The following is a 24,842-nucleotide window of genomic DNA, read 5'->3' as shown; positions in this document are numbered from 1 at the left end:
GCGCCAAGATGGCGAAAATCCATTGGCATCCGAAGAAACAGGAGGCGTATCCCGGTCAACCAATGGTGCCAGGTGCCCAGTATAACGCCGATTTCATGGTGAAGGACAGCAAGAGGTTCGCAGACAGCGGCGGATGGGGATATGCCGAGTTCGAGTACGACCTTGCGTCCGAGACATTCAGGCCCGGCGACACATCGGACTCGCCACCGCAAGAGCACGACGCCAAGTGCGGATTCGCGTGCCACACCGTCGTGGCGACAAAAGATTATGTCTTCACGGCCTACCCGAAGCGGTGAAGGCGCGGCTGCCCTGGGGCTGAAGCGACCGCCCGCGCGTCTTGTGCTGCGGGGGCCCTCTACGGGGCGGCGCTTAGGGCCGGCGAGGCGGCCGTCAGGTGATGAAGTGCGCCCGCGTAGAGTAGCGCCAATCTCGGCGTGGTCCATTTATTCTGCGTCTTGATCCCTTCGCGTTCCTGGCGGCGGCGAGCGTCGCCTCACTAGAGGGAACAGCAATGTCCAAAGCGTTAACGGAACCCACGCGGCGTGATCTCCTTGCCGCCGCCGCGGCTGCCAGCGCTTCAAGCGGATTTTCATACGCTGCTCGCGCGGCCTCCGAAGCGTCCGAAGAAGACGCGATCCGACCCTTCCGGGTCGACGTCCCCGAGGACGACCTCGTCGACCTCCGTCGGCGCATCGCGATCACCCGCTGGCCCGATCGGGAGACGGTCGGTGACGAATCCCAGGGCGTGCAGCTTACCTCAATTCAGGAGATCGCTGGCTATTGGGCGACGGACTACGATTGGCGCAAGTGTGAGGCGAAGCTGAACGCCTTGCCGCAGTTCATCACCACGATCGACGGGCTCGACATTCATTTCATTCACGTTCGCTCAAAAAATGAAAACGCCCTGCCGCTCATCGTCACACACGGCTGGCCCGGTTCCGTCATCGAGCAGCTAAGAATCATCGATCCGCTGACCAATCCAACGGAGCATGGCGCGAGCGCCTCGGACGCCTTCCATCTGGTGATCCCCTCCATCCCGGGGTACGGGTTCTCGGTCAGGCCGACCATGACCGGATGGGGGCTGGATCGAACTGCGCGGGCCTGGGTCACGCTGATGAAGCGCCTCGGCTACACACGATTCGCGGCGCAGGGCGGCGATCTGGGCGCAGGCATTTCGGAGGTGATGGCGCTGCAGGCGCCGCCAGAGCTCCTGGGCATCCACGTCAATCTACCAGGAACCATTCCTTCCGACATCGCAAAGGCGCTCCAGGCGGGGGATCCGCCGCCGGCCGATCTCTCGGCCGATGAACGGCGCGCCTACATGCAGCTCCAGGTCTTGGCCAAGCGGCGCGCCTACGCAGTCATGATGGCGACGCGGCCACAGACGCTCTATGGATTGGCGGATTCGCCGGTCGGCCTGGCGGCCTGGCTTCTTGACCACGGCGACGGTTATGGCCAGCCGGCTGCGGCGATCATTTCGGCTGCGCTCGGGCGTACGATCAACGGGCATGCCGCAGACGGCCTCACCCGCGACGACATTCTCGACGACATCACGCTCTACTGGTTGACCAACACGGCGATTTCGGCGGCCCGCTTCTATTGGGAGAGCAGCAAATTCAACCTTTATAACGCCGTCAACGTCTCCATCCCGGCCGCGGTCACCGTGTTTCCCGGCGAGAACTACCAAGCTCCACGGAGTTGGGCGGAGCGAGCATATCACAAGCTTATCTACTTCAACGAGGCGGAAAAGGGCGGCCACTATGCCGCCTGGGAGCAGCCGGAAATCCTTTCCGCGGAGGTCCGAGCGGGGTTCCGGTCTCTACGCTAGAGCGGTGAGCGTGGGGCGCCCCTTGCTTTCCACACGATTCTCCGCTGTAAAGTTCGTGGAAGATCGGAGAAGCCCCATGCGACTTCTGGCCCTCATCGGCGCCCTCGCCGTCATCGTCGCCATCGCCGCCGCAATCTTCTTTTTCGGCGGCTTCTGGAGCGTCGCCGAAAACCAAGACGACCCCGGAATCGTAAGTTGGGCGCTCGCCAGCGTCCGCGGCGCCTCGGTCGCCCGGCACGCAACCGAAGCCCCGCCCGCCAATCTCGACGAACCCGCAACGGCTGAGGCCGGCGCCCGTGTCTATTCCACGATCGGCTGCGTCAACTGCCACGGCGGCCCCGGCGTCAAATGGGCCAAGTTCTCGGAAGGCCTGAAGCCGGTCCCCGCCGATCTCGCCGCGATGGCGAAGGAGCGGACCCCATCGGAGCTCTTCTGGGTGATCAAGAACGGCGTCAAGTTCACCGGCATGCCGAGCTTCGGCTTGGCTGGCGCGTCGGACCAGGACATCTGGTCCATCGTCGCCTTCGTTCGGAAACTGCCGACCGTGACCGAAGCTGACTACAAGACGTGGACCACCTCGCCTTAGCCGACATCCGCCAGTCGAGGTCGCCCATCGCAATTCTGACCTGCGCCGGGAGGAATTCCCCGCGCTATTCCGCCGCCTTGACGGCCGGATTGTTCGGGTGGGCCGTCCAGGCGAGCGGCGGGCGGTCATAGGGAAGACCTGTGCGCGGATCGACGCCATGCGTCTTGTGGTCGAGCGTGATACAGTTCTCGACCGGGCAGACGAGGACGCAGAGGTTGCAGCCGACGCATTCGGCCTCGTTGATCTCGAACGTCCGTCCGCCGTCGAGCTTGGCGAAAATCGCCTGATGTGACGCATCCTCGCAGACGATGTGGCACCGGCCGCACTTGATGCAGAGGTCCTGGTCGATTCGCGCCTTGGCGACGAAGTTCAGGTTCAGGTGCTGCCAGTCGGTGATCGAGGGGACGGCGCGGCCGCGGAAGTCGTCGATCGTGGCGTAGCCCTTGCGGTCCATGTAGGCCGATAGCCCGGTCGCCATCTCCTGCACGACCTTGAATCCATAGGTCATCGCCGCGGTGCAGACCTGCACGGTTCCTGCGCCGAGCGCGATGTATTCGGCCGCGTCGCGCCAGGTGGTGACGCCGCCGATCGCCGAGATCGGCAGGCCGGCGAGCGAAGGGTCGCGCGCGATTTCCGCCACCATGGCGAGCGCGATCGGCTTCACCGCGGGGCCGCACATACCGCCGTGGGTGCCCTTGCCATCGATCGCATCCAAGGGCGTCATGGCGTCGAGATCAATGCCCATGATCGAATTGATGGTGTTGATGAGTGAAACCGCGTCGGCGCCGCCCTTTTTGGCCGCCCGCGCAGGCTGGCGCATGTCGGCGATGTTCGGCGTCAGCTTCACGATCACGGGCATGCGGGTGTGCGCCTTGCACCAGCGCGCGACCATCTCGACATACTCCGGCACCTGGCCGACCGCCGAGCCCATGCCGCGCTCGGACATGCCGTGCGGGCAGCCGAAATTGAGCTCGACGCCGTCGCACTCCGTCTCCTCGACGCGGGCGAGGATCGCCTTCCACGACTCCTCGTCGCAAGGCGCCATCAGCGACACGACCAGCGCCCGGTCGGGCCACGCGCGCTTGACCTCCTTGATCTCCTTGAGATTGATCTCGAGGTCGCGGTCGGTGATGAGCTCGATGTTGTTGAGCGCCAGCACGCGGCGGTCGGGTCCGTGGATCGCGCCGTAGCGCGCGCCGGAGACGTTGACGACCGGCGGCCCCGCCTCGCCGAGCGTCTTCCACACGACGCCGCCCCAGCCAGCGCGGAAGGCGCGCTCGACATTGACCTTGCGGTCGGTCGGCGGCGCGGAGGCGAGCCAGAACGGGTTCGGCGACTTGATGCCGAGAAAGTCGGTGCGGAGATCGGCCATGAGACCCTCGATAAAATTCAGGCGGCGGAGACGCCGAGCGCGGAGAGGATGGAGCGGGCGGCCTGTTTGCCGTCCTCGACCGCGACAACCGTCAGGTTCTCGTCGCCCACCACGCAGTCGCCTCCGGCCCAGACGCCTGGGAAGCTCGTGCGCCGCTCGGCGTCGACCACGATGCGGCCGCCCGTGAGCTCGATTTCAGCGCCATCGAGGATCTCGGGCGTCCCGCGCTGCCCGATCGCGGTGAACAGCATGTCGGCCTCGATCCGGAACACGGAGCCAGCCGGAGCGAACACGCCCTCGTGCTCGTGGGTGTCCTCGAACAACACACCGCTGAATACGCCCGCGTGCCCCTCGATCGCCACCGGCCGCGCCGAGGTGCGGATGACGACGCCGTTCGTCTGGGCGAGCTCGCGCTCGAACCGGCTCGCCTTCATGTGCTTTGAGCTGCGCCGATAGACGATCGTGACGTTCTGCGCCCCGAGCTTCTTCGATTGCACCGCGATGTCGATCGCCGTCATGCCGCCGCCGATGACGACGACGCGCCGCCCGACCGGCATAGTCGACTTGTCCTCGGCCTGGCGCAGGACGGCGATATAATCAACAGCGTCGGCGACATTCTCGAGTTCGTATTCGCCCGGCAGTCCGAGCTTGTTGGTGGCGCCGAGCCCCATGGCGAGGAACACGGCGTCATAGTCGCGCCTCAGGTCGTCGAGCTTCACGTGCTCGCCGAGCGCGACGCCGTACAACACCTCGATCCCGCCGACCGACAGAATGAAGGCCGCCTCCTTCGCGGCGAAGTCGTCGACCGCCTTGTAGGCGGCGATGCCGTATCCGTTGAGCCCGCCGGGCTTGGCGCGCGCCTCGAAGATCGTCACCTCCACGCCCGCGACGGCGAGCGCATGGGCGCAGGCGAGGCCGGCCGGCCCCGCGCCGACGACGGCCGCGCGCTTTCCGGTCGGCGCGGCGCGGCTAAAGGGCGACTTTCCGGTCTCGATCAGCGCGTCGGTGGCGTAGCGTTGCAGAAGGCCGATCCTGACCGGTTTGCCTTCGGCGGCCTCGCGCACGCAGGCTTCTTCGCACAGAGTCTCGGTCGGGCAGACGCGGGCGCACATGCCGCCCATGATGTTGGCGTCGAAGATCGTCTTCGCCGCCCCCGTCCGGTTGTCGGCGGCGATCTGGCGGATGAAGAGGGGAATGTCGATCGAGGTCGGACAGGCCTGCTGGCACGGCGCGTCGAAGCAGAAATAGCAGCGGTCCGACTCGACCTTGGCCGCGTGGAAGCCGAGCGGCGGATGGAGGTCGCTAAAGTTCGCCTCGATGGTTTTTGGGTCCAGCCGTCCGGCGGCGACGTCGGATAGTCCTTGAGGGCGGCCGGCGATCGTCATGGGGTCTCCAAAATGCCGCGGCGGGCGATTAATCTTGACCGAACGGTCAAGTCTTTCGCGGCGCGCGGCGCCTGTCAAGCGGCCGTCATGCTACGGCGCTGGAGCGCTTTTGTCGCCCGCTTATCCCTTCTCCCCGCGTTGTGACGAGTGTCGGGGCGAAGGGGTCACACCGGATCGGAGAACCTCGGCGGGCGCCGCTCCATCCCGGCGCGCACCGCCTCGACCTGGTTCGACGCGCCGATGATCTTCGCCTGCTCCCGCGATTCGGCGAGGAGAATCGCCGCCACGTCCAGATCGGCCGACGCGTTGAGGAGGCGCTTCAGCGCTCTGACCGCGTCGGGGCTCTTGTCCGCGATCTCGCGCGCCGTCGCGCGCGCCGCTTCCAGCGGGTCGGCGTGAACGGCGGTGGCGAAGCCGTAGCGGACCGCCTCTTCGCCCGAGAATTGCCGGCCGGTGAAGGCGAGCTCCCGGATGACGTCGCCGCGCGCCAGCTCCCGCATCAAGGCGATCCCGCCCATGTCGGGCACGAGCCCCCATTTGATCTCGAGGATCGAGAGCTTCGCGTCCGCAGCCACGTAGCGGATGTCCGCCCCGAGGGCGATCTGGAAGCCGCCGCCGAACGCGACCCCATGCACTGCGGCGACGACCGGCACGGGGACCTCGCGCCAGACGAACGCCGCAGCTTGCGCGAGGTTGGCGACGCCATGCGTGCGCGCGGGCAGATCGGCGATGAGGCCGTCGCTCTTGCCTGCGGCCATAGCGGCGAAGCTCCCCATATCGAGGCCGGCCGAGAAGCCGCGCCCCGCGCCATAAAGGACGACGGCGCGTAAGGACGGCAGGCGCTTCAGCCGCTCGCCCGCCTCGACCAGCGCCGAAAACATCGGCGGATCGAGGGCGTTCAGCTTGTCCGGCCGGTCGAGTCGAACTTCGGCGATCCGTTCCGCGAAGGTCACGACCACCCGGCCCAGAATCGTCTCGCCTGCGATCATCGCTTGCCTCCCTATGTCTTGCGATGTTTCGCCGATTTACCTCACGCCCCCCGCAGCCCCCACGCGATCGCGATCCAGGTCGCGCCGTAGAAGATCAGGTCGATGCCGATGAAGAGGCCGATCACCCAAAGCCCGGAGGCCGGCCATTGGGCGAGGATCATCGCGCCGAGCGCGAGGGTGATGACGCCGTCAAGGACCTGCCAGCCCCAGCCGGCGTAGCCGAGCACGGCGGAGCCCACGATGTGGAAGAGGCCGCCGACCAGAAAGAAGAGCGCCATGACGAAGGTCAAAATCTCCGCCGTGATCGCGGGCCTGAGCACGAAGATGAAGCCGAGGACGCCGTAGAGGATGGCGGCGAGCGCGTGCTGGAAGAACCCGGCCCAATGACCGACCCAGAACGCCGCGACGATTTCCACCACCGCCGCGAGCAAGAGCAGCCAGCCGAAGAACGCCATCGTGACCATGGTCGCGGTCACCGACCGCGCGATCGCCGCCGCGCCGAGGACGACGAGCGCGACGCCGAAGGCGAGAAACCAGCCCCACTGGGCGGCGAGGTCCTTGGTGATCTGGATGTCGAGGGTCTGGATGTCGGCGTTCATGGGCGCGGGCTCCTTCAAGGCGCGCCAAGTTTAGGCCTCAAAAGCGCCACCGTCCAGCCTCGTTCCCCTCTCCCGTTCGGGAAAGGGGCCAGGGGTGAGGGCGGTGCCGCAGTTCGTTGGCGGTGGACCCCTCATCCCCGGCCCTTCTCCCGGAGAAGGGAGACTACTCCGCCGCCTGCCTCAGGGCGGGGTAGTCGGTGTAGCCGGCCGGTCCTTCGCTGTAGAAGGTGTCGCTGTTCCAGCGATTCAGCGGCGCGCCGAGGGCGAAGCGCTGCGGCAGGTCGGGGTTGGCGATGAAGAGCTTGCCGAAGGCGACCGCGTCCGCCTCGCCTGCTCCGATCACGGCTTCCGCGCCGGCCTTGTCGAAGCCCTCGTTGGCGACAAAAACGCCGCCGAATTCCTTTTTCAGCGTCGGTCCGAGGCGCGGCGCCGTCGCCGATTCGCGGGCGCAGAGGAACGCGATCTTCCGCTTGCCCAGTTCGCGCGCCACGTAGCCGAAGGTGGCGGGAAGGTCGCTGTCACCCATGTCGTGGGCGTCGGCGCGTGGCGCAATATGCACGCCGACCCGGCCAGAACCCCAGACCGAGACGACTGCGTCGGTCACTTCGAGCATGAGCCGGGCGCGGTTGTCGATCGGGCCGCCATAGCGGTCGGTCCGCTTGTTGGTCGAATCCTGCAGGAACTGGTCGAGGAGATAGCCGTTGGCGCCGTGGATCTCGACCCCGTCGAAGCCGGCCGCCTTGGCGTTCTCGGCACCCTTGCGAAAGGCGGCGATCACGCCGGGAATCTCATCGGTCTCCAGCGCGCGCGGGATGGCGTAGGGACGCTGCGGCCGGATGAGGCTCACCGTGCCCTTGGCGGCGATGGCGCTCGGCGCGACGGCCGGCGCGCCGTCGTGATAGATGGGGTCGGAGATGCGGCCGACGTGCCAGAGTTGCAGGAAAATCCGGCCGCCAGCAGCGTGGACCCCCTCGGTTATGCGCCGCCAGCCTTCGATCTGCTCGTCCGACCAGATTCCCGGCGTGTGCGGATAGCCGACGCCCTGCGGCGCGACCGAAGTCGCCTCAGTGAAGATCAGCCCGGCGGAGGCGCGCTGGACGTAATAGTCGCGCATGAGCGCGTTCGGAACTCGACCCGGCCCGCTCGAGCGGTTGCGGGTCAAGGGCGCCATGAAAACGCGGTTCGGGACGGTGATGTCGCCGATCTTGAGGGGGTCGAAAAGCGAGGGCATGACGTTGAGACTCCCCGGGCGACGGCGCAGGCGGCGCCGTGCAAAGGCCAAATGAACCCACCCTCCCGCCGGCGGCGTCGGCGCTCCATTCCCCGTCGTGCTGATGTCGTTAATTTTAATAGATAGATAGGCGTTGTGAGATTGCAATGGGCCGCGGAGACGCCGCAAATGCGGGCCAGCGGGCGGCGCCGCCCCGCTCTAGGACGCCTCCTCGACCTGTTCCGACAATTCGAGCCACGCCTCCTCGGCGGCGGCGAGCGCACGTTCGAGGTCGCCGCGCCGGGCGGCGAGGTCGGCCATCTTGAGCGCGTCGCCGCCGGAAGCGCCCGCTTCCGCCAGCGCCTCGTCCACCCGTCGCAAAAGGTCCTGGAAGCGGTTCATCTTGTCCTCGAGCGCGGCGATCTCGCGCTTGAGCGGCCCCTGGTCGCGCGTTCTTTTCGGCGGCGGGGCGGGCTTGGCGCCCGGCGCCGGCTTCTTCCGAGGGTTAGGAGCGCCCTGGCCGAGCACGTAGCTGCTGTAGTCGGCGACGTCGCCGTCGAACGGCTTCACTGTGCCGCCCGCCACAAGCCACAGCCGGTCGACGCAGGCCTCGAGCAGCCGACGGTCGTGGGAGACGAGAATGCAGGCGCCCTCGTAGTCGTTGATCGCCTCGATGAGCTCGGCGCGGCTGTCGATGTCGAGGTGGTTTGTTGGTTCGTCGAGGATCAAAAGCTGCGGGCCGTCGAAGGTCGCAAGGCCCATGAGCAGCCGCGCCTTCTCGCCGCCGGACAGCGCCTCGACCTTCGTGTCGGCGCGGGCGCCGGAAAAGCCGATCAGCGCTGCCCGGCCGCGGATCTTCGCTTCCGCCTCGCCGCGCATCCGCTCCGCCACGTGGGTATAGGGCGTGCCGCCACGCTCGAGGTCGTCGATTTGGTGCTGGGCGAAGAAGCCGGCCTCGAGCTTCACCGCCCGCACCATCTTGCCGCCCATCGGCGGCAGCCGGCCGCCGATGAGTTTCGCGAAGGTCGACTTGCCGTTGCCGTTCGCGCCCAGAAGCCCGATCCGGTCGTCGTTCGAGAGCGTGAGGTCCATGCGCGAGAGCACGACGCGGTCGCCGTAGCCGGCGCTCACCTTCTCCATGGTCACGATCGGCGGGCTGAGCTTCTTCGCGACCGGCGGCCACTTGAACGGCTGGACCGTCTCGTCGACGACCGCCGCAATCGGCTCCATCTTGGCAAGCATCTTGAGGCGCGATTGGGCCTGGGTCGCCTTGGTCGCGCTGGCGCGGAAGCGGTCGACGAAGGCCTGCAGGTGGGCGCGGCGCTCCTCCTGCTTCTTCAGCATCTTGCCCTGCAGCGCCTGCTGTTCGCGGCGCTGGCGCTCGAAGCTGGTATAGCCGCCGGTCCATAAGCTGAGCTTGCCACGGTCGAGATGGAGGATGTGGTCGGCGACCTCATCGAGGAGGTCGCGGTCGTGGCTGATGACCACGATCGTCGACGGGCAGGTTTTCAGGTAGTCGGTGAGCCACAGCACCCCCTCGAGGTCGAGGTAGTTGGTCGGCTCGTCGAGCAGCAGAATGTCCGGCTCGGAGAACAGCACCGCCGCCAGCGCCACCCGCACGCGCCAGCCGCCGGAATATTCGGAGAGCGCCCGATTCTGCGCCGGTTCGTCAAAGCCGAGGCCGCTGAGGATGCGCGCGGCGCGGGCCGGCGCGGCGTGGGCGTCGATGTCGACGAGGCGGGTCTGGATCTCGGCGATCCGCTCGGGGTCGCTCGCGGACTCGGCCTCGGCAAAAAGCGCCGAGCGCTCGGCGTCGGCGGAAAGGACGAAATCGATCAGCGTCTCGGCCCCGCCCGGCGCCTCCTGCTCGACGCTGCCGAGCTGCGCGTCCTTGGGCGTCGTGATCGAGCCGGCCTCGGGCGAAAGCTCGCCGCGCATGAGCCGGAAGAGCGTGGTCTTTCCGGCGCCGTTGCGGCCGACGAGGCCCACACGCGCGCCGCTCGGCAGCGCCGCGGTCGCGCTGTCGATCAGCAGGCGCTCGCCGAGGCGGTAGGAGAGGCCGTTGATGTGAAGCATGGCGGGCTTTTGGCCCGCCATGCTTGCGGTTGCAAGGGCGGCGGCTCAGGTCTTCGGCTGATCGAGCAGCGCGCCCTCGCGGTAGAGGAAGCCGGCGAGGCCGGCGCCGATCAGAGGGGCGATGATGAATAGCCACAGCTGCGCGACGGCGGTGGGGTTCGACCCCATGCCGACGAGCGCCGGGCCGATCGAGCGCGCCGGATTGACCGACGTGCCGGTGACGTTGATCCCGACCAGGTGGATCGCCACCAGCGCCAACCCGATCGCCAGACCGGCGAAGCCCTTCGGCGTGAACGGATGGGTGACGCCGAGGATCGTGACCAGGAACAGGAAGGTCGCGACGATCTCGAACACCAGCGCCGAGAGCATGTTGTATTCCCCGAGATAGCCCGCGCCCCAGCCGTTCTGGCCCAAGCCCCCGGTCCAGCCCGAAGCCTTGCCCGACAGGATAACATAGAGCACCCCCGCGCCAACGAGCGCGCCGAGAACTTGCGCAATCCAGTAGCTCACCATCTCCGCCGCGCTCATACGGCCGGCGACGAACACGCCGAAGCTGACCGCCGGATTGACGTGGCAGCCCGAGATCGGACCGATGCCGTAGGCCATGGCGACGATCGCGAAACCGAAGGCGCTCGCGATGCCGAGAAGGTTGACTGCGGTGGGGCCCGAGCCCATTCCGCCAATGGCCGCGGCGCCGCAGCCGAAGAACACCAGGGCGAAGGTTCCAATAAATTCCGCCAGTTGTTTGTTCATTATGCGCTCCTTACGATATTTCCGCGATTCGCGGGACGCGATTCCTCTGCGCGACAGAACCTATATCCGCGCAACGTGGAACTGAGTAGCTCCCGACGCCGCGCGGATCTCTTGGGCCGCTTCGTCCGGGCCTGCGGCGTTGCTTTCGCAAGGCGCGCCGCTATATATGCGACGCTTTTCGTGTGACCCCCTGATGAACGGCGCGGCTTTCGCGTCGCCGGAGCCCCCGTCCCGTGTTCATAACCGAAGCCTTCGCTCAGACCGCCAGCACTGGAGCCTTGGGCATGAACGACACGGTCGTTCAGCTCGTGCCGATCGTGGCGATGATCGCGATCGTGTATTTCATCCTGTGGCGGCCGCAGCAACGGCGGGCGAAGGAGCAGCGGGAGTTGGTGCAGGCCGCGCGGCGCGGCGACACGGTCGTCACCTCGGGCGGGATCATCGGCAAGATCAGCAAGGCCGTCGACGACAACGAGGTGGAGCTGGAAATTGCACCCAACGTGAAGGTGCGTCTCGCCCGTTCCGGCATCTCCGAGGTGCGCGCCAAGGGCGAGCCGGTCAAGGACGCGCCGAAAGCCTGAGCGCTGGCCGTTTCGGCGCTGTTTCCGTAATGTGTTGAGAGCCCGATGCTCCGTTTCGCCCCCTGGAAATTGGCTTCGGTTCTGGCGCTCGTGGCCGCGGCGGTTCTGCTCGTGGTCCCGAGCTTCATGTCCGCCGATACTGTCGACGCGCTGGCCGCTCGCGTTCCGAGCTTCATTCCCTTGCGCCAGATCGTTCTGGGGCTCGATCTTCAGGGCGGCGCCTATATGCTGATGCAGGTCGACGACGCCTCCGTCGTCAAGGCGCAGGTCGAGGCGCTGCGCGACGACGTCCGCCAGAAGATGCGCGACGGCAAGATCGCGCTGTCCGGCGGCATCGTGACCCAGCCGCGCGGCGTTCTCGTTCGCATCGCCGACCCGGCCGAGCGCGACAAGGCCTACAGTCTCCTGCAGTCGGTGAGTCAGCCGATCGGCGGTCCGCTCGCCGGCGGCAACGGCCGGACGCTCGACGTGTCCGAAACCGACAACGGCGTTCAGCTGACCCTGACGGACGCCGCCGTCGCCGACAAGGTGCGCCACGCCGTGACGCAGTCGATCGAGGTCCTGAATCGGCGCGTCAACGCCATGGGCACCAAGGAAACTGAGATCGCGCAGCAGGGGCTCAACCGCGTGCTGATCGAGGTGCCGGGGCTTCAGGACACCACCAAGCTCAAGGAGATCATCGGCCAGACCGCCAAGCTCGACTTTCAGCTCGTCGCCGATCCCGGCGACCCGCCGAATGAGGTCGAGACCCTGCCGATGCAGAAGGGCGGCGGAACGATCACGGTCCAGAAGCGCATCATGGTCGACGGCGAGGATCTGGTCGACGCCCAGCAGAGCTTCGACCAGCAATCCGGCGAGCCGGACGTCACCTTCCGCTTCAATCTTCGCGGCGGGCAGAAGTTCGGACAGGTCACGACGGAGAACGTCGGCCGGCCGTTCGCCATCGTGCTCGACGGCAAGGTCATCTCGGCGCCGGTCATCCGCTCGCCGATCACCGGCGGAACCGGGCAGATCACCGGGAATTTCACCCTCGACGAAGCGAGCAGCCTCGCGATCCTCTTGCGGGCCGGCGCTCTGCCCGCCAAGCTCACGGTCGTCGAGGAGCGCACGGTTGGGCCGGGGCTCGGACAGGACTCGATCGACGCCGGCAAGCGGGCGGCCTACGTCGGCGCGCTCCTCGTCGTCGTCTACATGATCGCGACCTATGGAATCTTCGGGATTTTCGCCGACCTCGCGCTGGCGGTGCACATCCTGCTCATCTTCGCCTCGATGGTCCTACTCGGCGCCACGCTGACTCTGCCCGGCATCGCGGGCATCGTGTTCACTATCGGCATGGCGGTCGACTCGAACGTGCTGATCTACGAGCGCATCCGCGAGGAAGCGCATCTCGGCCGTTCCGTGCTGTCCGCGCTCGACGCCGGCTTCAGGCGCGCCTTCGCCACGATCGTCGACTCGAACGTCACCATGTTCGTGGCCGCGCTCATCCTTTACCTGTTCGGTTCCGGCGCGGTGCGCGGCTTCGCCGTCTCGCTCGGCCTCGGAATCATCACCTCGATCATCACCGCGGTGACGATGACGCGGATGATGATCGCCCTGTGGTACCGCCGCTTGCGGCCGACCAAGATTCCGATTTGAGCGCGCCGGTTCCGGGACAAAAAACATGAAACTCCTCCGCCTCGCGCCCGAGAACACGAAATTCGGCTTCATGCGGTTTCGCCGGGTGAGCTACCCGCTGTCGGCGACGCTCTCGATCATCTCGGTGCTGATGTTCCTGTTCGTGGGCATGAATTTCGGCATCGACTTCGCCGGCGGAACGCAGGTCGACATTCGCGCCAAGACCGGCGAGGCGCACATCGCGGACATCCGCACCAAGGCCGAAGGCCTAGGCCTCGGGCCGGTCGAGGTGCAGCAGATCGGCTCGGACGCCGACGTGCTGCTGCGCCTCAACGTGCAGCCCGGCGGCGAGCAGGGGCAGCAGACGGCGATCGCCAAGCTGCGCGAAGCGTTCGAAAGCGATTACGAATTCCGCAGCGTCGACTCCGTCGGCCCGAGCGTCTCGTCCGAACTGGTGCAGAGCGGCACGCTTGGCGTCGTCGTGGCGATCATCGCGGTCCTGACCTACCTCTGGTTCCGGTTCGAGTGGCAGTTCGCGGTCGGCGCCATCATCGGCACCATGCACGACCTCTTGCTGACGGTCGGCTTCTTCTGCGTGACGCAGCTCGAGTTCAACCAGACCTCGATCGCCGCCATTCTGACCATCGTCGGCTACTCGCTTAACGAGACCGTGGTCGTGCTCGATCGTATCCGGGAAGTCATGCGCAAGTACAAGCGCCTGTCGACCGCGGAGATCATCGACATGTCGGTGAACGCCGTGCTTCCGCGCACCATCATGACCGCGACGACGGTGTTTTTGGCGCTGCTCGCGCTGTTCTTCCTTGGCGGCCACGTCATCCGCTCGTTCTCGGCGGCGATGATCTGGGGCATTTTCGTCGCCACCTATTCGTCGGTCTTCATCTGCTCGCCGATGCTGATCTACATGGGTGTCCGCTCCGACGTCTTCGACAGGAAGGACAAGGACGCCGAGACGGCGGCGGGCGCGGACGCGAAGGCGTGACGGCGTCTCCGCCTGCCGCGCCCTATGCGCCCGGCAGCCACATGATCGCGGCCCACGGCGGTGGCGGATTTGCTTTCGCCGGGATGTCCTGGCGCGGCTCGATCCTCGCAACGCCGCAGGGGGTGCGCCCGATCGAGGCGTCGACCGTCGAAGGCCTTAACGAGCGCACGCTGGCGTCATTGTTCGCGGAGCTTACGGAGCATCCCGGCTCGATCGAGTTCCTCGTCATCGGCGCCGGCGAGCGCCTTCAGCCGGCGCCGACGCCGTTAAAGGCGGCGTTGCGCGAAGCGGGTCTGCGCTTCGAAGTCATGGCGACCGGCCCGGCGCTGAGGGTCTACAACGTCATGCAGGCCGAACGCCGCCGAGTCGCCGCGGTCCTGATCGCGACGCCGTGACGGCGCCGTCGCGGTTCGACGCCGAAACGCTGGCGGAGGCCTCAAAACACTGCGGCGCGCTGGCGCGGGCCAACGCGCGCGATCAGTGGCTCGGAGCGCTCTATGCGCCGCCTGAATCCAGGGACGCCTTGTTTGCCCTCGCCTGTTTCGACCACGAAATTCGTCAGGCGCGGCTGCGCTCCCGGGACCCGAACCTGGCGGTGATGAGGCTCGCCTGGTGGCGCGAGGCGGCGCTGGGCGGCCGCGACGCGGAGGCGGCCGGAAGCCCGGTCGCGCTGGCGCTATGCGCGGCGGTGGACGCCTTTCAGCTGCCCGCCGAGCCGATCGAGGCGATGCTGGACGCGCGGTTGACCGAAATCGCGCCCCCGGACGCCCTCACCCTCGCGGCGTTCGAACGCTACGCGGCCGACAGCGAGGGCGCGCGGCTGCGGCTCGCCTCCCGCATCGCAGCCGGCGGTCGGGACATCGACGCGGCCGAAGCGCATGAGCCGGCAGGCCTGGCGCTGGCGCTGGCGCGCATGCTCGCCGACTTGCCCTTTCAGGCAGGCGCGGGGCCGATGCTCTTTCCCGTCGATGTCGCAGAACGGCATGGCGCGACCCTCAACGACCTCGACGCACGCAACGCGACCCCGGGCGTGATCGCCGCCTGCGGGGAGTTGCGCACTCTCGCGCGCGCCCGCCTCGAGGAAGCGGAACGGCGGCTCAGGGCGTTCCCGCCGCCGATACTTCCGGCCTTCGTTCCGCTTGGGAGCCTGCGGCTCGACCTCGACCGCCTTGAGGGCAGCGGGCGGCGGCCGTTCGATCCGCCCGCCGAGGCCTCGGCGCTCCGGCGGCAATGGGCGATCTGGCGCTGGGCCCGGCGGTTCTGACCGAGGCGGATTGGCGCGCCCTCGCCCCCGTTGATTTCCCTTGAGCGGCGCGCCTCACGCGCGCTCATCGCGCAGGCGCCAGGCGGACCGCCTCGTCGCGCTGCCGCAGGTATTCCCGCACGTCGCCGATCGAATCGCGCAAGAGGTCGGCCATGCGCTTGTTGGCGCTCGCCGGGTCGCCGTCGCGGATCGCCTCGAAGACCGCGCGATGCTGATAGAGACGGTTGTCCTGGATGGCGGCGGCGCCCCGCCAGCTCAGCCGGAAAGTGCATTCCAGCGCCGTGTGAATGAGTCCGCCGAGCGCCGCCAGAAACCGGTTCCCGGACGCTTCGAGGATCGCCATGTGGAAGTCGAGATCGGCGCCGATGAGGTCGCCCTCGCCGTTCTTGAACTGTTCCATCCGGCCGTAGGCGTCGGCGATTCGCTGGATCGTGTCCCGGGACCGCGCCGAGGCCGCAAGCGCCGCCGCCGGCGGCTCGACCAACTGCCTGAGGGCGAACAATTCGTCGACCAGGTGCTCGCTCGGCGTCGCTGCAAGATGCCAGGCGAGCACCTCAGGGTCGAGAAGGTTCCATTCGGACTTGGGACGAACCCGCGTGCCGATCTTGGGCCGGGCGACGATCAGCGCCTTGGCGCTGAGGATGCTGTAGGCTTCCCGGAGCGCCGTGCGCGAGACCGAAAACCGCGCGCACATGTCCTGGGCATTCGGCAGCAACGCGCCCGCCGGATAAAAGCCGGCGACGATCTCCTCGCCGAGCCTGCCGGCCAACTGGCTGTAGATGTTGCGCTCGAAAGCCAAATCCTGGCGCCCGTCCCGCGCGGCCCGGCTGACCACGGCGCGACCAAAAGCCGTCCTTCGCCGCTTGATGACCGAAGACGAGGGCTTGCCGATTCGTGTCATGGCGTTCGCCGCCTCACGACGCGCCCCGCAGGCGGAGCGAGCCGACGAGCGATCGCTGCATCACGATGAAGATGAAGAGGAGCACCCCGCTGATGATCATGATCCAGGCGCCGTTCAGCGATCCGTTGAAATCGATGATGGTCGCGATCAGGCCGAGGATCATGCCGCCGAACAGGGTGCCGGCGACCATGCCGATGCCGCCGGTCAGCATCGTTCCGCCGAGGACCACCGATGCGATGGCGGTGAGTTCGTTGCCGGTGCCGGCGAGCGGATAGCCGGACGAGGTGTAGAACGCGTAGATCACGCCGCCGAGCGCGCTGAAGAAACCGCCGAGCGCATAGATGCCCACCATCGTGCGCCTCATCGGCACGCCCATCAGCGTCGCCGAGGTCCTGTCGCCGCCGATCGCATAGACGTTGGCGCCGAATCGGGTGAAGTGGGCGATCGCGATCGCGGCGATGAGCGCGATCAGCATAACGACGGCGGAACTGTGCAGTTCGCCGTCGCCGGGCAGAGGAATGCTCAGGCCCGAGTACCAGGCGACGAACGGGTGGTGAATCGGCACCGAATCGAGGTTGATCATGAAACAGCCGCCGCGCAGCAGGAAGAGGCCGGCGAGCGTCACGATGAACGGCTGAATTTCGCAAAAGTCGATGATCAGCCCCTGCAGCGCGCCGAAAATGAGTCCGAACGCCACCATCATCGCCGCCGAGACGAGCGGATGCCATCCGGCGAGATCGAGGTTGGCGATCACTACGCCGACGAAGCCGATCATCGAGCCGACCGAAAGGTCGATGCCGCCGGAGAGGATGACGAAGGTCGTGCCGATCGCCGCCGTGATGATGAAGGCGTTGTCAGCGAGAATGTCGCCGAGAACCAGAGTCGTCAAAAAGTTGTTGTACAGGAAGCCGCCAACGAGAAACAGCGCGACGAACACGGCGATCGTGGCAAGAAGCGGAAGATACTTCTCGTTCATCGCTTCGTCCTCGCGAAGGCGTTGTACAGCGCGGCGCGCAGGTTGGTCGATTGAAGCAGCAGCACGATGATCACCACGATCGCTTTCACCACCAGATTGTATTCTGGCGGCAGGCCGCTGGTCAGGATGGACGTCGTCAGGGCCTGAATCACCAGCACGCCGAGAATCGTCATGCCGAGATAGACTCGGCCGCCCGAAAGCGAGCCGCCGCCGATCACCACCGCGAGAATCGCATCGAGCTCGATGTAGAGGCCGATGCTGACGGGATCGGAGGTGTGGGTGTCGGCTGCGAGCACAATTCCCGCCCAGCCGGAGCAGAACCCGGAGATGAGGTAGGCCGCGTAGATGATCAGCCGCGCGTTGATGCCGACGATCTTGGCCGCGCCCGCGTTGCCGCCGACCGATTCGAGGACCAGCCCGAACGCCGTTCGCCGGATCGCGAGCCAAAGCAGAAAGAAAATCGCGGCAAACAGGATGAGCCGGGTCGGAATGAGGCCGATGTGACCGACGCTCAGACCCTGCAGCAATGGGCTGGTGAAGCTCGGGTTGGTGCCGCCATAGAGGAGATTGATCATCAGGCCGATGCCTCGACCCGAGGTCATCAGGATCAGCGTCGCGATGATCGGCTGAATGTCGAGGACGGCGACTAAAAAGCCATTCCACAATCCGCAGAGCAAAGCCGCGCCGAGCGCGATCAGGAGAACCAGCCAGTGCGGATCGCCGGCGTGAATGCGCCAGGTGATGACGGCGCCGACGATTGCGATGATCGACCCGACCGAAAGGTCGATGCCCTTGGTGCCGATGACCGCCGCCATGCCGAGCGCGACCAGCGCCGTCGGCACAGCGCGGTAGAGAATGTCGATCAGGTTGCCGAACAGCCGTCCCTCGACGATGCGGATATGGAAGAAGCCGGGCGAGATGACGCCATCGACGATGAAGATCAGCGCGAGCGCGACGATCGGCCAGACCGCGCGGTGGCCGAAAATGGCGCGCAGCCAGGAAAAGGACGGGGTTTCCGCTTGGATGTCGGCCGAGTGCTTCACGTTCCGGCGCCCGCGATCGTATCGATGATGGTCTGGCGGTTGATGTCCCGCTCCTCGATCTCGCCAATCTTCCGCCGGTCGCGCAGCACGGCGAGCCGGTCGCTGACCGCGACGAGCTCGTCGAGTTCGGAGGAGGCGACGAGCAGCGCGAGCCCCTGAGCGCAGAGCCTGCGGATCAGCGCCACGATTTCCGCGTGAGCCCCGACGTCGATGCCGCGCGTCGGCTCGTCGAGAATGAGGATGCGCGGCTCGGCGGTGAGCGCGCGCGCCAGCACCACCTTCTGCTGGTTGCCGCCCGACAACTGGCTGACCGGCTTGTCGGCGTCGGGGGTGGCGATCGCCAGCGCCTTGATCATCTCCTGCGCCAGCGCCTCCTGCTCAAGGTGGGAAAGCCTTCTCAGCCATCCCCGCTTGGTTTGCAGGCCAAGAATGATGTTCTCGCGCACGGTGAGTTCGCCGAACACGCCCTCGGCCTTGCGGTCCTCGGGACAGAAGGCGATGCCGAGATGAAGCGAGTGGCTTGGCGAGGCCGACGTCACCGGCGCGCCGCCGACTGTCAGTTTTCCGGAATCGGGCCTGATCGCGCCGAAGATCAGCTTGGCGACCTCGGTGCGGCCGGACCCGAGCAGTCCCGAGAGCCCGACGACCTCGCCGGGGTGCAGGGTGAGATCGAACGGCGCCATGACCCGCCTTCGTCCCAGCCCCTCGGCGACCAGAATCGGCTTGTCCAGAGCCGTCGACGCGGCGCGCGACGCGCGCTGTTCGGTGCGTTCGAGCTCCCGCCCGAGCATCAGCGGGACCATTTTCTGCCGCGGAAGCTCGGCGATCGGGGCGCAGCCGACGAGGCGGCCGTTGCGCAACACCGAGATGCGGTCCGCGATTTCGTAGACCTGATCGATGAAATGGGTGATGAAGACGATGGCGATGCCGCGAGCCTTGAGGTCGCGGACGATCCTGAACAGGAGCGCGACCTCGTTGGCGTCGAGGCTCGCAGTCGGCTCATCGAGCACCAGCACCCGCGTGTCGTCCTCGAGCGCCCGGGCGATCGCTACCAGTTGCTGGATGGCGACGGAATAGGAGCCGAGCGGCCGCTCGACGTCGATGTCGATGTCGAGGCGCTTCAGACGCTCACGGGCGCGCTTTCGCGCCGCTCCCCAATCGATCAGTCCGAACCGGCGCGGCTGGCGCACGAGCGTAAGATTCTTGGTCACCGACATGGTCGGGACGAGGTTGACCTCCTGATAGACCGTGCCGATCCCGAGCGCCTGCGCGTCGCCGGTCTTGCCGATGTGGACCGGGCGGCCGTCCAGCCGGATCTCGCCCTCGTCGCCTTGCAAGGCGCCGGTCATGATCTTGATCAGCGTCGACTTTCCGGCGCCGTTTTCGCCCATGAGGGCGTGGACTTCGCCGGCCTCCACCTGGAAGTCGACGCGTTCGAGCGCCCGGACGCCGGGAAACGCTTTCGAAACCCCGAGCATTTCAATACGAGCAACCACGGCTTTAAGCTCCGGCGGCGTCGCTTGTGTCCAGGAACTTTCTCCCAGGGCCAGCTTGGCACAAGCAGGCGCTCTCGCAAAAGGGCGCGCCCCGCCCGATCGAATGGCGTGAGCGAAGCGCGCGTCTTTGGCCTTCTATCCCCGCTGTCGGGTCAGTTGCCGGGCGTCGCCGCCGTGTGGAGGTCGGAAGGAATCACGATCCACTTCGGCAGCTCCTTCTTGTCTTTCAACCAGTCGGTGACGACAGGATAGATGTACTTGCCGATCGCCGAGCGAAGCTCGACAGAGGCGTTCGCGTCGCCGGCCGCCAGGGCTTCCTTCATCGCCGGCACGTAGTCGACCGACACCATCAGGAAGTCCTTGCCGGGCTTGAGGCCCGCTTCCTTCATCGCCTGGATCGCGCCGAGCTGCATGTTGTCGTTATGCGCGAACACGCCGCAGACGCCCTTCAGGTTGTCGGTCGCCTTGATGAAGGCTTCCATCACCTTCTTGCCGCCCTCGGTGGTGAAGTCGCCGCTCTGCGACTTGATGATCTTCATGTCTGGGAACTGCGAGATAATCGCCTCGAAGCCCTTCTTGCGTTCGATCGCCGGCGCGGAGCCGACCGTTCCCTGCAGTTCGACAATCTGGCAGTTGCCCTTGCTCGCTTGCGCAAGCCACGCGCCGGCAAGCTTGCCTTCAAGGTTGAAGTCCGCCGAAATGCGGGTGACGAACAGGCTCTTGTCGCCTTCGACGTCGCGGTCGGCGAGGAACACCGGCACGCCGGCTTTCTTGGCCTCTTCGAGCACCTGTCCCCACCCCGTGGTGACGACCGGCGCGATGACGATCGCGTCGACCTTCTGGGCGATGAACGCGCGAACCGCCTTCAGCTGATCCTCTTCCTTGCCCTGCGCATCGGCGAACTTGAGGTCGATCCCCTCCTTCTTCGCTTCTTCCTGCATGTCTTTGGAGAAGGCTGGGCGCCAGTCGCCTTCGTCGCCGACCTGGGAGAACCCGATGGTGACGGCGAATGCCGAAGATCCCGCAAAAACCAAGGTCGCCGCCACCGCGGCACCGCCCAGCCATTTCATGAGCTGCATACTATCCTCCTCCCGTGATGAACACGTTCTTGGCGCCTCGGCTGTCGGACGCAATTTGATTGGCGATGGCCTTACGTGCATCCGGCCGCCGACCGCCAATTATCATACAATAGGACTTATGGGTTCGGCGGTCAACGAACGCCAGCGCGGCGCGCGTGGCCGCATCATAAGGCCGCGGTGTTCGCAGGGGAGGGCTCCGCGCACCGGATTCGATGGCGCGACCTTTGATTGCTGAAAAGCAGAAATAACGGTATGATCCGTTCGTGCGAGCCTCAGACGAAGCGCAAGCAGATCGACGTCGTCTTAAACGGGACGCGGCCCGTTACGCCGGGATGGGCCGCATGACGAAGACAATTCGCGAAAAAGATTTTCTCGCGAACTCGAGTGTAACGCATTGAAAGGTCACGATTCACGGGTGAATAAGAGGGTCAAATCCAGCGCCGAACGCGTATCGAACGCGTCTCGAACGCATACCGAACGCGCGCTGAACGACGCTGGAGGGCGCCCGAGTGCGCCTCGCCCGGCGGACGACCGAGGAAATCCAGATGTCTTCCGCCGACGGCATCCAAGCGGCCGGCCTCCTGGATGGATTTGTCGCCATAGCCTGTCGGCAGACGGGCGCCTCGACACCCTGCGGATATCGGCAATGATAGAGTTGATTTAACTTGAAAACATCACGCTCAAGGCCCGGCGGGTCGCCGAAGTTCCCGGCGGGGTTCCGGAGTGCGGACCGCCTAAAGGTCCTCGATTTCGCGCCGCGCCCGCTCCAGCACGTCGCGCAGACGGCTGTTCGGCGTCGAGCGCGCCCTTGCGCATCTTGGAGAAGAGCGCTCCGCGCAGTTCCCGGATCGCCTCGCCGATCGCGTGCTCGCCGATCGGGGCCGCGGCCTTGTCGAGCTGAGCCTTGATCGCGTCGAGCTCGGCGCTCTGCTCGGCGAGCCAGGCTTTCCCCGCCTCGGTGACGGTGAAGCGGCGTCGCGGTCCGTGAGAGGACGAGGCGACGAGCCCCGCTTCGGAAAGCTGCTGCAGGATTGGATAAATGGAGCCGGGGCTCGGGCTGTAGGATCCCTGAAAGCGCGCCCGCAAGCCCCGGATGATGCCGTAGCCGTGGCGCGGCTCCTCGGCGATCAGGCCGAGCACAAGCAGGCGCAGCGCGCCCGAATCGAACATGCGCGACCCGCGCCAGCGCCCGAACGGGCCGTCCGAATGACGGCCGAACAGGCCGCGAAACGCCGCGTGCGGCCCGCATTCGGGGTTGTCGTCAGCGCCGGGTTTCGACGGGCGGAAAGGCGGAGACATGAATCGATTCTCATTGGGGAGCGCGACCGGGCCATGCTAGCGGCTCGGCCGCGCTACGGCAAAATTCGGCGCGAGACGCCCCCGCTTGCTGGCGAGGGCGCGAGGCCGGTCATACCCGGCCGGTCAATTCGCGTCCTGCCCGTCTTTCGGCGCGTTCCGCTCGGCCTTGAACCGCTCGAAGGCCTCGCGGTCGCGCGCCTCACGCTGTTTGCGCTCGAAGGCGTCGAACGCCTCGGCTTCTTCGTCGAGCTGCTTCAGAGTCTCGCGCCGGCGCTCTTTGAACGTCGTATTGCGGAACGCCGGACGAATCCAGCGGCCCGGTGGAACGGTTCCGTCCCACGGCGGCAACTCCGCGCTGCGGAATGCAGCCTGTGCATCTCGGCGCGCGGCTCGCCACAAAAAGTAAACGAGAAGCGCGACGCCGAGAGGGTGGAAGAGCCAGAAGGCGGCGACGACCGCAAGGATCTTCACCGGCAGCGGCGGATGGTAGCGATGCTCCGACCATCGCCAGTCCTCGAATTCGTAAGGGAGCGGCCCTGGGCGGCCCGCGGGCCGGGCTTCAGCGTAACCAGACATGTTGGACCTTTTCGATTTCATCCGATATATCGGATGAATTGCATCTAATAGACGATATATCGTACGCAAGGCGCCCGCGGGCGATTTTTTGCCGTCGCAAAGCAGGCCCCGCCAAATCGGCCCCGCGAATTGACGCGAGTCAAAGGCTCGAAGCGGGCCCCCGCTGGGCTGGCGATCGACTCCCTACGGCCGCGGGGAGTTGCGCGGCTTTCCGACGGGCGAGGGAGTGCAGCGCCTCGGCGGCCCGGAGTCGGCCAGCAGCGAGATGAACGGCTATCCGAAGATCTTCAACATCGAGATGGACCCGGGCGAGCAGCTGAATGTGGCGTTCCTGTTTCCCTGGGTACCCGATCCGGCGCTGAGAGCCGTGCTGGAGTACGAGCGCTCGGTGAAGGCGCATCCCCAATCCGCCCGCGCCGAATGTGACTCGATTTCGCGGCGGCGGCTGAGCGGAGACCGCCACAAGAAAACGCGACAGCCCGCGCGGCGGCAGACTATCGTGAGTCGCCCACGATGAAATCACGCATGTCGTCGCGTTGGGCCCATTCCGCGAGATCAGCCTCCGCCCGCGCCGAAAGCGCGCGCTTGCGCGCGAGGCCCCGCTCAGGCCCGCGCAGCCGATTGCCGGCCTCGTCGACGCGCGGTTCGGCGATCGACGGGAACAGGCCGAAATTGATGTTCATCGGCTGGAACGAGCGCGGGCCGGCGTCGATCGACTCGATATGGCCGCCTGTGATGTGGTTGAGGAGCGCGCCGATCGCAGTGGTGTAGGGCGGCGGCTCGAGCGGGCGGCCGAGCCGTTCGGCGGCGGCGAGGCGCCCGGCGATCAGGCCGACCGCGGCGCTCTCCACATAGCCCTCGCAGCCGGTGATCTGTCCGGCGAACCTGAGCCGCGGCTGGGCCTTGAGCCTCAGCCGCGCGTCGAGCAGTCGCGGCGAGTTGAGATAGGTGTTGCGGTGGATGCCGCCGAGGCGCGCGAATTCGGCGCACTCGAGGCCGGGAATCATGCGGAACACGCGCGTCTGCTCGCCGTACTTCAGCTTGGTCTGGAAGCCGACGATGTTGAACAGCGTGCCGAGCGCGTTGTCCTGCCGGAGCTGGACGATGGCGTAGGGCTTGACCTTGGGATGATGCGCGTTGGTCAGGCCGAAGGGCTTCATCGGTCCGTGGCGCAGGGTTTCGCGGCCGCGCTCCGCCATCACCTCGATCGGCAGGCAGCCGTCAAAATAGGGCGTCCCCTCGAACTCGCGGAACTCGGTTTTTTCCGCGGCGAGCAGCGCGTCGACGAAGGCCTCGTACGCATCGCGGCTCATCGGGCAGTTGACATAGGCCGCGGCGCCTCCGCCGCTCGGCCCCTCCTTGTCGTAGCGCGACTGCATCCAGGCGACGTCCGTATCGATCGAGTCGCGATGTACGATCGGCGCGATCGCATCGAAGAAGGCGAGCGAGCCCTCCCCGGTGAGACCAGCGATCGCTTCGGCGAGCGGCGCGGAAGTCAGCGGCCCGGTGGCGATGACGACATTGTCCCAGTCCGAAGGCGGCAGCCCGGCGATCTCGGCGCGCTCGAGCATCACCAGCGGATGGGACATGACCGCGCGCTCGACGGCGGCGGAAAACCCGTCGCGGTCGACGGCGAGAGCCCCGCCCGCCGGCACTTGATGGGCGTCGGCTGAGCGCATAATGACCGACCCGAGCGCGCGCATCTCGCGATGGAGCACGCCGACCGCGTTGGTCGAGGCGTCGTCGGAGCGGAAGGAGTTGGAGCAGACAAGTTCGGCGAGACGGCTCGTGCGGTGGGCGGCGGTCGCGGTCAGCGGACGCATTTCGTGCAGCACGACCGGAATGCCGGCCTCGGCCGCCTGCCATGCCGCCTCCGAGCCGGCAAGGCCGCCGCCGATGACGTGGATGGGACGCATGGGCGGTCTCTTTGCCGAGCGCGTGCCCCGCGTCAACCGCCCGGCGCTTGAGTCGGAGCAGAAATCGGCGCCGGGGGCGATCCTGACGCCCCCGAGGCGCCATCCGGCATGCGGGTCGAGTTGCGCTTCACGTCGTTCGCCGCGACCGGCTCACGGAGGGATTACCACAAGAGCGCGCCCATGCTGGGTGCCCAAAGAGACGAGCCGCCCCCCGCAGGGAACGGCTCTTCCATTGTCGTGGCCCGCGCGGGTTCGCAGGGGCTCTCGGTTACGTGCCTTCAGCGAACGCTACGCGAGCA

The 24,842-nt window shown here is 66.6% G+C and carries 24 protein-coding genes; 9 read left to right on the top strand and 15 right to left on the bottom strand.

The features are described from left to right. The 3 genes from ACLP25_RS09220 to ACLP25_RS09210 all read left to right on the top strand — a co-directional run. Positions 1–296: cytochrome P460 family protein (locus ACLP25_RS09220; RefSeq protein ID WP_442468902.1), on the top strand; the 296-nt coding region annotated here is incomplete at its 5' end. A 215-nt stretch (positions 297–511) separates the two neighbouring features. Beyond that, the gene (locus ACLP25_RS09215) at positions 512–1,828 is read left to right on the top strand and encodes an epoxide hydrolase family protein (RefSeq protein ID WP_442468901.1); all 1,317 of its coding nucleotides are present in this window, start codon (positions 512–514) and stop codon (positions 1,826–1,828) included. A 76-nt stretch (positions 1,829–1,904) separates the two neighbouring features. Then, positions 1,905–2,414 (top strand): c-type cytochrome, encoded by a 510-nt coding sequence (locus ACLP25_RS09210; RefSeq protein WP_442468900.1) that lies wholly within the window; start codon positions 1,905–1,907, stop codon positions 2,412–2,414. A 64-nt stretch (positions 2,415–2,478) separates the two neighbouring features. Here the strand turns inward: ACLP25_RS09210 and preA are convergent, their stop codons facing one another. The 7 genes from preA to ACLP25_RS09175 all read right to left on the bottom strand — a co-directional run bounded on the left by preA (position 2,479) and on the right by ACLP25_RS09175 (position 10,801). Further along, the gene (gene preA / locus ACLP25_RS09205; RefSeq protein WP_442468899.1) at positions 2,479–3,786 is read right to left on the bottom strand and encodes an NAD-dependent dihydropyrimidine dehydrogenase subunit PreA; all 1,308 of its coding nucleotides are present in this window, start codon (positions 3,784–3,786) and stop codon (positions 2,479–2,481) included. A gap of 17 nt (positions 3,787–3,803) precedes the next feature. Continuing rightward, the gene (locus ACLP25_RS09200; RefSeq protein ID WP_442468898.1) at positions 3,804–5,171 is read right to left on the bottom strand and encodes an NAD(P)-dependent oxidoreductase; all 1,368 of its coding nucleotides are present in this window, start codon (positions 5,169–5,171) and stop codon (positions 3,804–3,806) included. 164 nt (positions 5,172–5,335) lie between these two features. Then, the gene (locus ACLP25_RS09195) at positions 5,336–6,160 is read right to left on the bottom strand and encodes a crotonase/enoyl-CoA hydratase family protein (RefSeq protein ID WP_442468897.1); all 825 of its coding nucleotides are present in this window, start codon (positions 6,158–6,160) and stop codon (positions 5,336–5,338) included. 41 nt (positions 6,161–6,201) lie between these two features. Continuing rightward, entirely contained in the window at positions 6,202–6,759 is a 558-nt protein-coding gene (locus ACLP25_RS09190) for an HdeD family acid-resistance protein (protein WP_442468896.1), read from the bottom strand. 163 nt (positions 6,760–6,922) lie between these two features. Next, positions 6,923–7,990 carry an alkene reductase gene (locus ACLP25_RS09185; RefSeq protein ID WP_442468895.1) on the bottom strand — a complete coding sequence of 356 codons (1,068 nt, stop codon included), beginning with the start codon at positions 7,988–7,990 and terminating at the stop codon, positions 6,923–6,925. A gap of 198 nt (positions 7,991–8,188) precedes the next feature. After that, the gene (locus ACLP25_RS09180) at positions 8,189–10,045 is read right to left on the bottom strand and encodes an ATP-binding cassette domain-containing protein (protein ID WP_442468894.1); all 1,857 of its coding nucleotides are present in this window, start codon (positions 10,043–10,045) and stop codon (positions 8,189–8,191) included. A gap of 45 nt (positions 10,046–10,090) precedes the next feature. After that, complete coding sequence (locus ACLP25_RS09175; protein ID WP_442468904.1) at positions 10,091–10,801, bottom strand: aquaporin; 711 nt, start codon at positions 10,799–10,801, stop codon at positions 10,091–10,093. A gap of 230 nt (positions 10,802–11,031) precedes the next feature. On the opposite strand from ACLP25_RS09175, the gene yajC reads away from it, so the two are divergent. Genes yajC through ACLP25_RS09150 form a run of 5 tightly spaced genes read left to right on the top strand, consistent with a single transcriptional unit; the run spans position 11,032 to position 15,257 of the window. Next, positions 11,032–11,379 carry a preprotein translocase subunit YajC gene (gene yajC, locus ACLP25_RS09170; protein ID WP_442468893.1) on the top strand — a complete coding sequence of 116 codons (348 nt, stop codon included), beginning with the start codon at positions 11,032–11,034 and terminating at the stop codon, positions 11,377–11,379. Positions 11,380–11,424: 45 nt separating this feature from the next. Beyond that, positions 11,425–13,014 (top strand): protein translocase subunit SecD, encoded by a 1,590-nt coding sequence (gene secD / locus ACLP25_RS09165; RefSeq protein ID WP_442468892.1) that lies wholly within the window; start codon positions 11,425–11,427, stop codon positions 13,012–13,014. 25 nt (positions 13,015–13,039) lie between these two features. Then, a complete protein-coding gene (gene secF / locus ACLP25_RS09160) occupies positions 13,040–13,993 on the top strand; it encodes a protein translocase subunit SecF (protein ID WP_442468891.1) in 954 nt (317 codons plus the stop codon). Beyond that, positions 13,990–14,388 (top strand): MTH938/NDUFAF3 family protein, encoded by a 399-nt coding sequence (locus tag ACLP25_RS09155; RefSeq protein WP_442468890.1) that lies wholly within the window; start codon positions 13,990–13,992, stop codon positions 14,386–14,388. The genes secF and ACLP25_RS09155 overlap by 4 nt, the downstream gene beginning before the upstream one ends. Beyond that, positions 14,385–15,257: a phytoene/squalene synthase family protein gene (locus ACLP25_RS09150; RefSeq protein ID WP_442468889.1), complete on the top strand. Its 873-nt coding sequence runs from the start codon at positions 14,385–14,387 to the stop codon at positions 15,255–15,257. Before ACLP25_RS09155 ends, ACLP25_RS09150 begins: the two co-directional genes overlap by 4 nt. Positions 15,258–15,321: 64 nt before the next feature. Here the strand turns inward: ACLP25_RS09150 and ACLP25_RS09145 are convergent, their stop codons facing one another. The 7 genes from ACLP25_RS09145 to ACLP25_RS09115 form a co-directional block, all read right to left on the bottom strand. Continuing rightward, entirely contained in the window at positions 15,322–16,158 is an 837-nt protein-coding gene (locus tag ACLP25_RS09145) for a FadR/GntR family transcriptional regulator (protein ID WP_442468888.1), read from the bottom strand. 13 nt (positions 16,159–16,171) lie between these two features. Continuing rightward, positions 16,172–17,134, bottom strand: coding sequence for a galactofuranose ABC transporter, permease protein YjfF (gene yjfF / locus ACLP25_RS09140; protein WP_442468887.1), 963 nt, complete (start codon positions 17,132–17,134; stop codon positions 16,172–16,174). Then, positions 17,131–18,177: an ABC transporter permease gene (locus ACLP25_RS09135; protein WP_442468886.1), complete on the bottom strand. Its 1,047-nt coding sequence runs from the start codon at positions 18,175–18,177 to the stop codon at positions 17,131–17,133. The genes yjfF and ACLP25_RS09135 overlap by 4 nt, the downstream gene beginning before the upstream one ends. Continuing rightward, positions 18,174–19,655, bottom strand: a complete 1,482-nt coding sequence (locus tag ACLP25_RS09130) for a sugar ABC transporter ATP-binding protein (RefSeq protein ID WP_442468903.1) — start codon at positions 19,653–19,655, stop codon at positions 18,174–18,176. Before ACLP25_RS09130 ends, ACLP25_RS09135 begins: the two co-directional genes overlap by 4 nt. Positions 19,656–19,825: 170 nt before the next feature. Beyond that, positions 19,826–20,752 (bottom strand): ABC transporter substrate-binding protein, encoded by a 927-nt coding sequence (locus ACLP25_RS09125; RefSeq protein WP_442468885.1) that lies wholly within the window; start codon positions 20,750–20,752, stop codon positions 19,826–19,828. Between the two features lie 660 nt (positions 20,753–21,412). Next, positions 21,413–22,051 carry a PadR family transcriptional regulator gene (locus tag ACLP25_RS09120; protein WP_442468884.1) on the bottom strand — a complete coding sequence of 213 codons (639 nt, stop codon included), beginning with the start codon at positions 22,049–22,051 and terminating at the stop codon, positions 21,413–21,415. Between the two features lie 123 nt (positions 22,052–22,174). Beyond that, positions 22,175–22,627: a DUF2852 domain-containing protein gene (locus tag ACLP25_RS09115; protein WP_442468883.1), complete on the bottom strand. Its 453-nt coding sequence runs from the start codon at positions 22,625–22,627 to the stop codon at positions 22,175–22,177. A 226-nt stretch (positions 22,628–22,853) separates the two neighbouring features. Between ACLP25_RS09115 and ACLP25_RS09110 the strand changes: the two genes are divergently transcribed. Beyond that, on the top strand, positions 22,854–23,144 hold the full coding sequence (locus ACLP25_RS09110) for a hypothetical protein (protein ID WP_442468882.1): 291 nt from the start codon (positions 22,854–22,856) through the stop codon (positions 23,142–23,144). On the opposite strand, the gene trmFO is transcribed toward ACLP25_RS09110, so the two are convergent. Continuing rightward, the gene (trmFO, locus tag ACLP25_RS09105; RefSeq protein WP_442468881.1) at positions 23,122–24,543 is read right to left on the bottom strand and encodes a methylenetetrahydrofolate--tRNA-(uracil(54)-C(5))-methyltransferase (FADH(2)-oxidizing) TrmFO; all 1,422 of its coding nucleotides are present in this window, start codon (positions 24,541–24,543) and stop codon (positions 23,122–23,124) included. The two genes, ACLP25_RS09110 and trmFO, sit on opposite strands and share 23 nt — an antisense overlap. Positions 24,544–24,842: the final 299 nt, after the last annotated feature.

The sequence above is a fragment of the Roseiarcus sp. genome, assembly GCF_052145395.1.
In the GTDB taxonomy this organism is placed as follows: Bacteria; Pseudomonadota; Alphaproteobacteria; order Rhizobiales; family Beijerinckiaceae; genus Roseiarcus.
The sequence above is the reverse complement of the archived record's forward strand: the minus strand, read 5'-3'. Positions and strand labels throughout refer to the sequence as shown.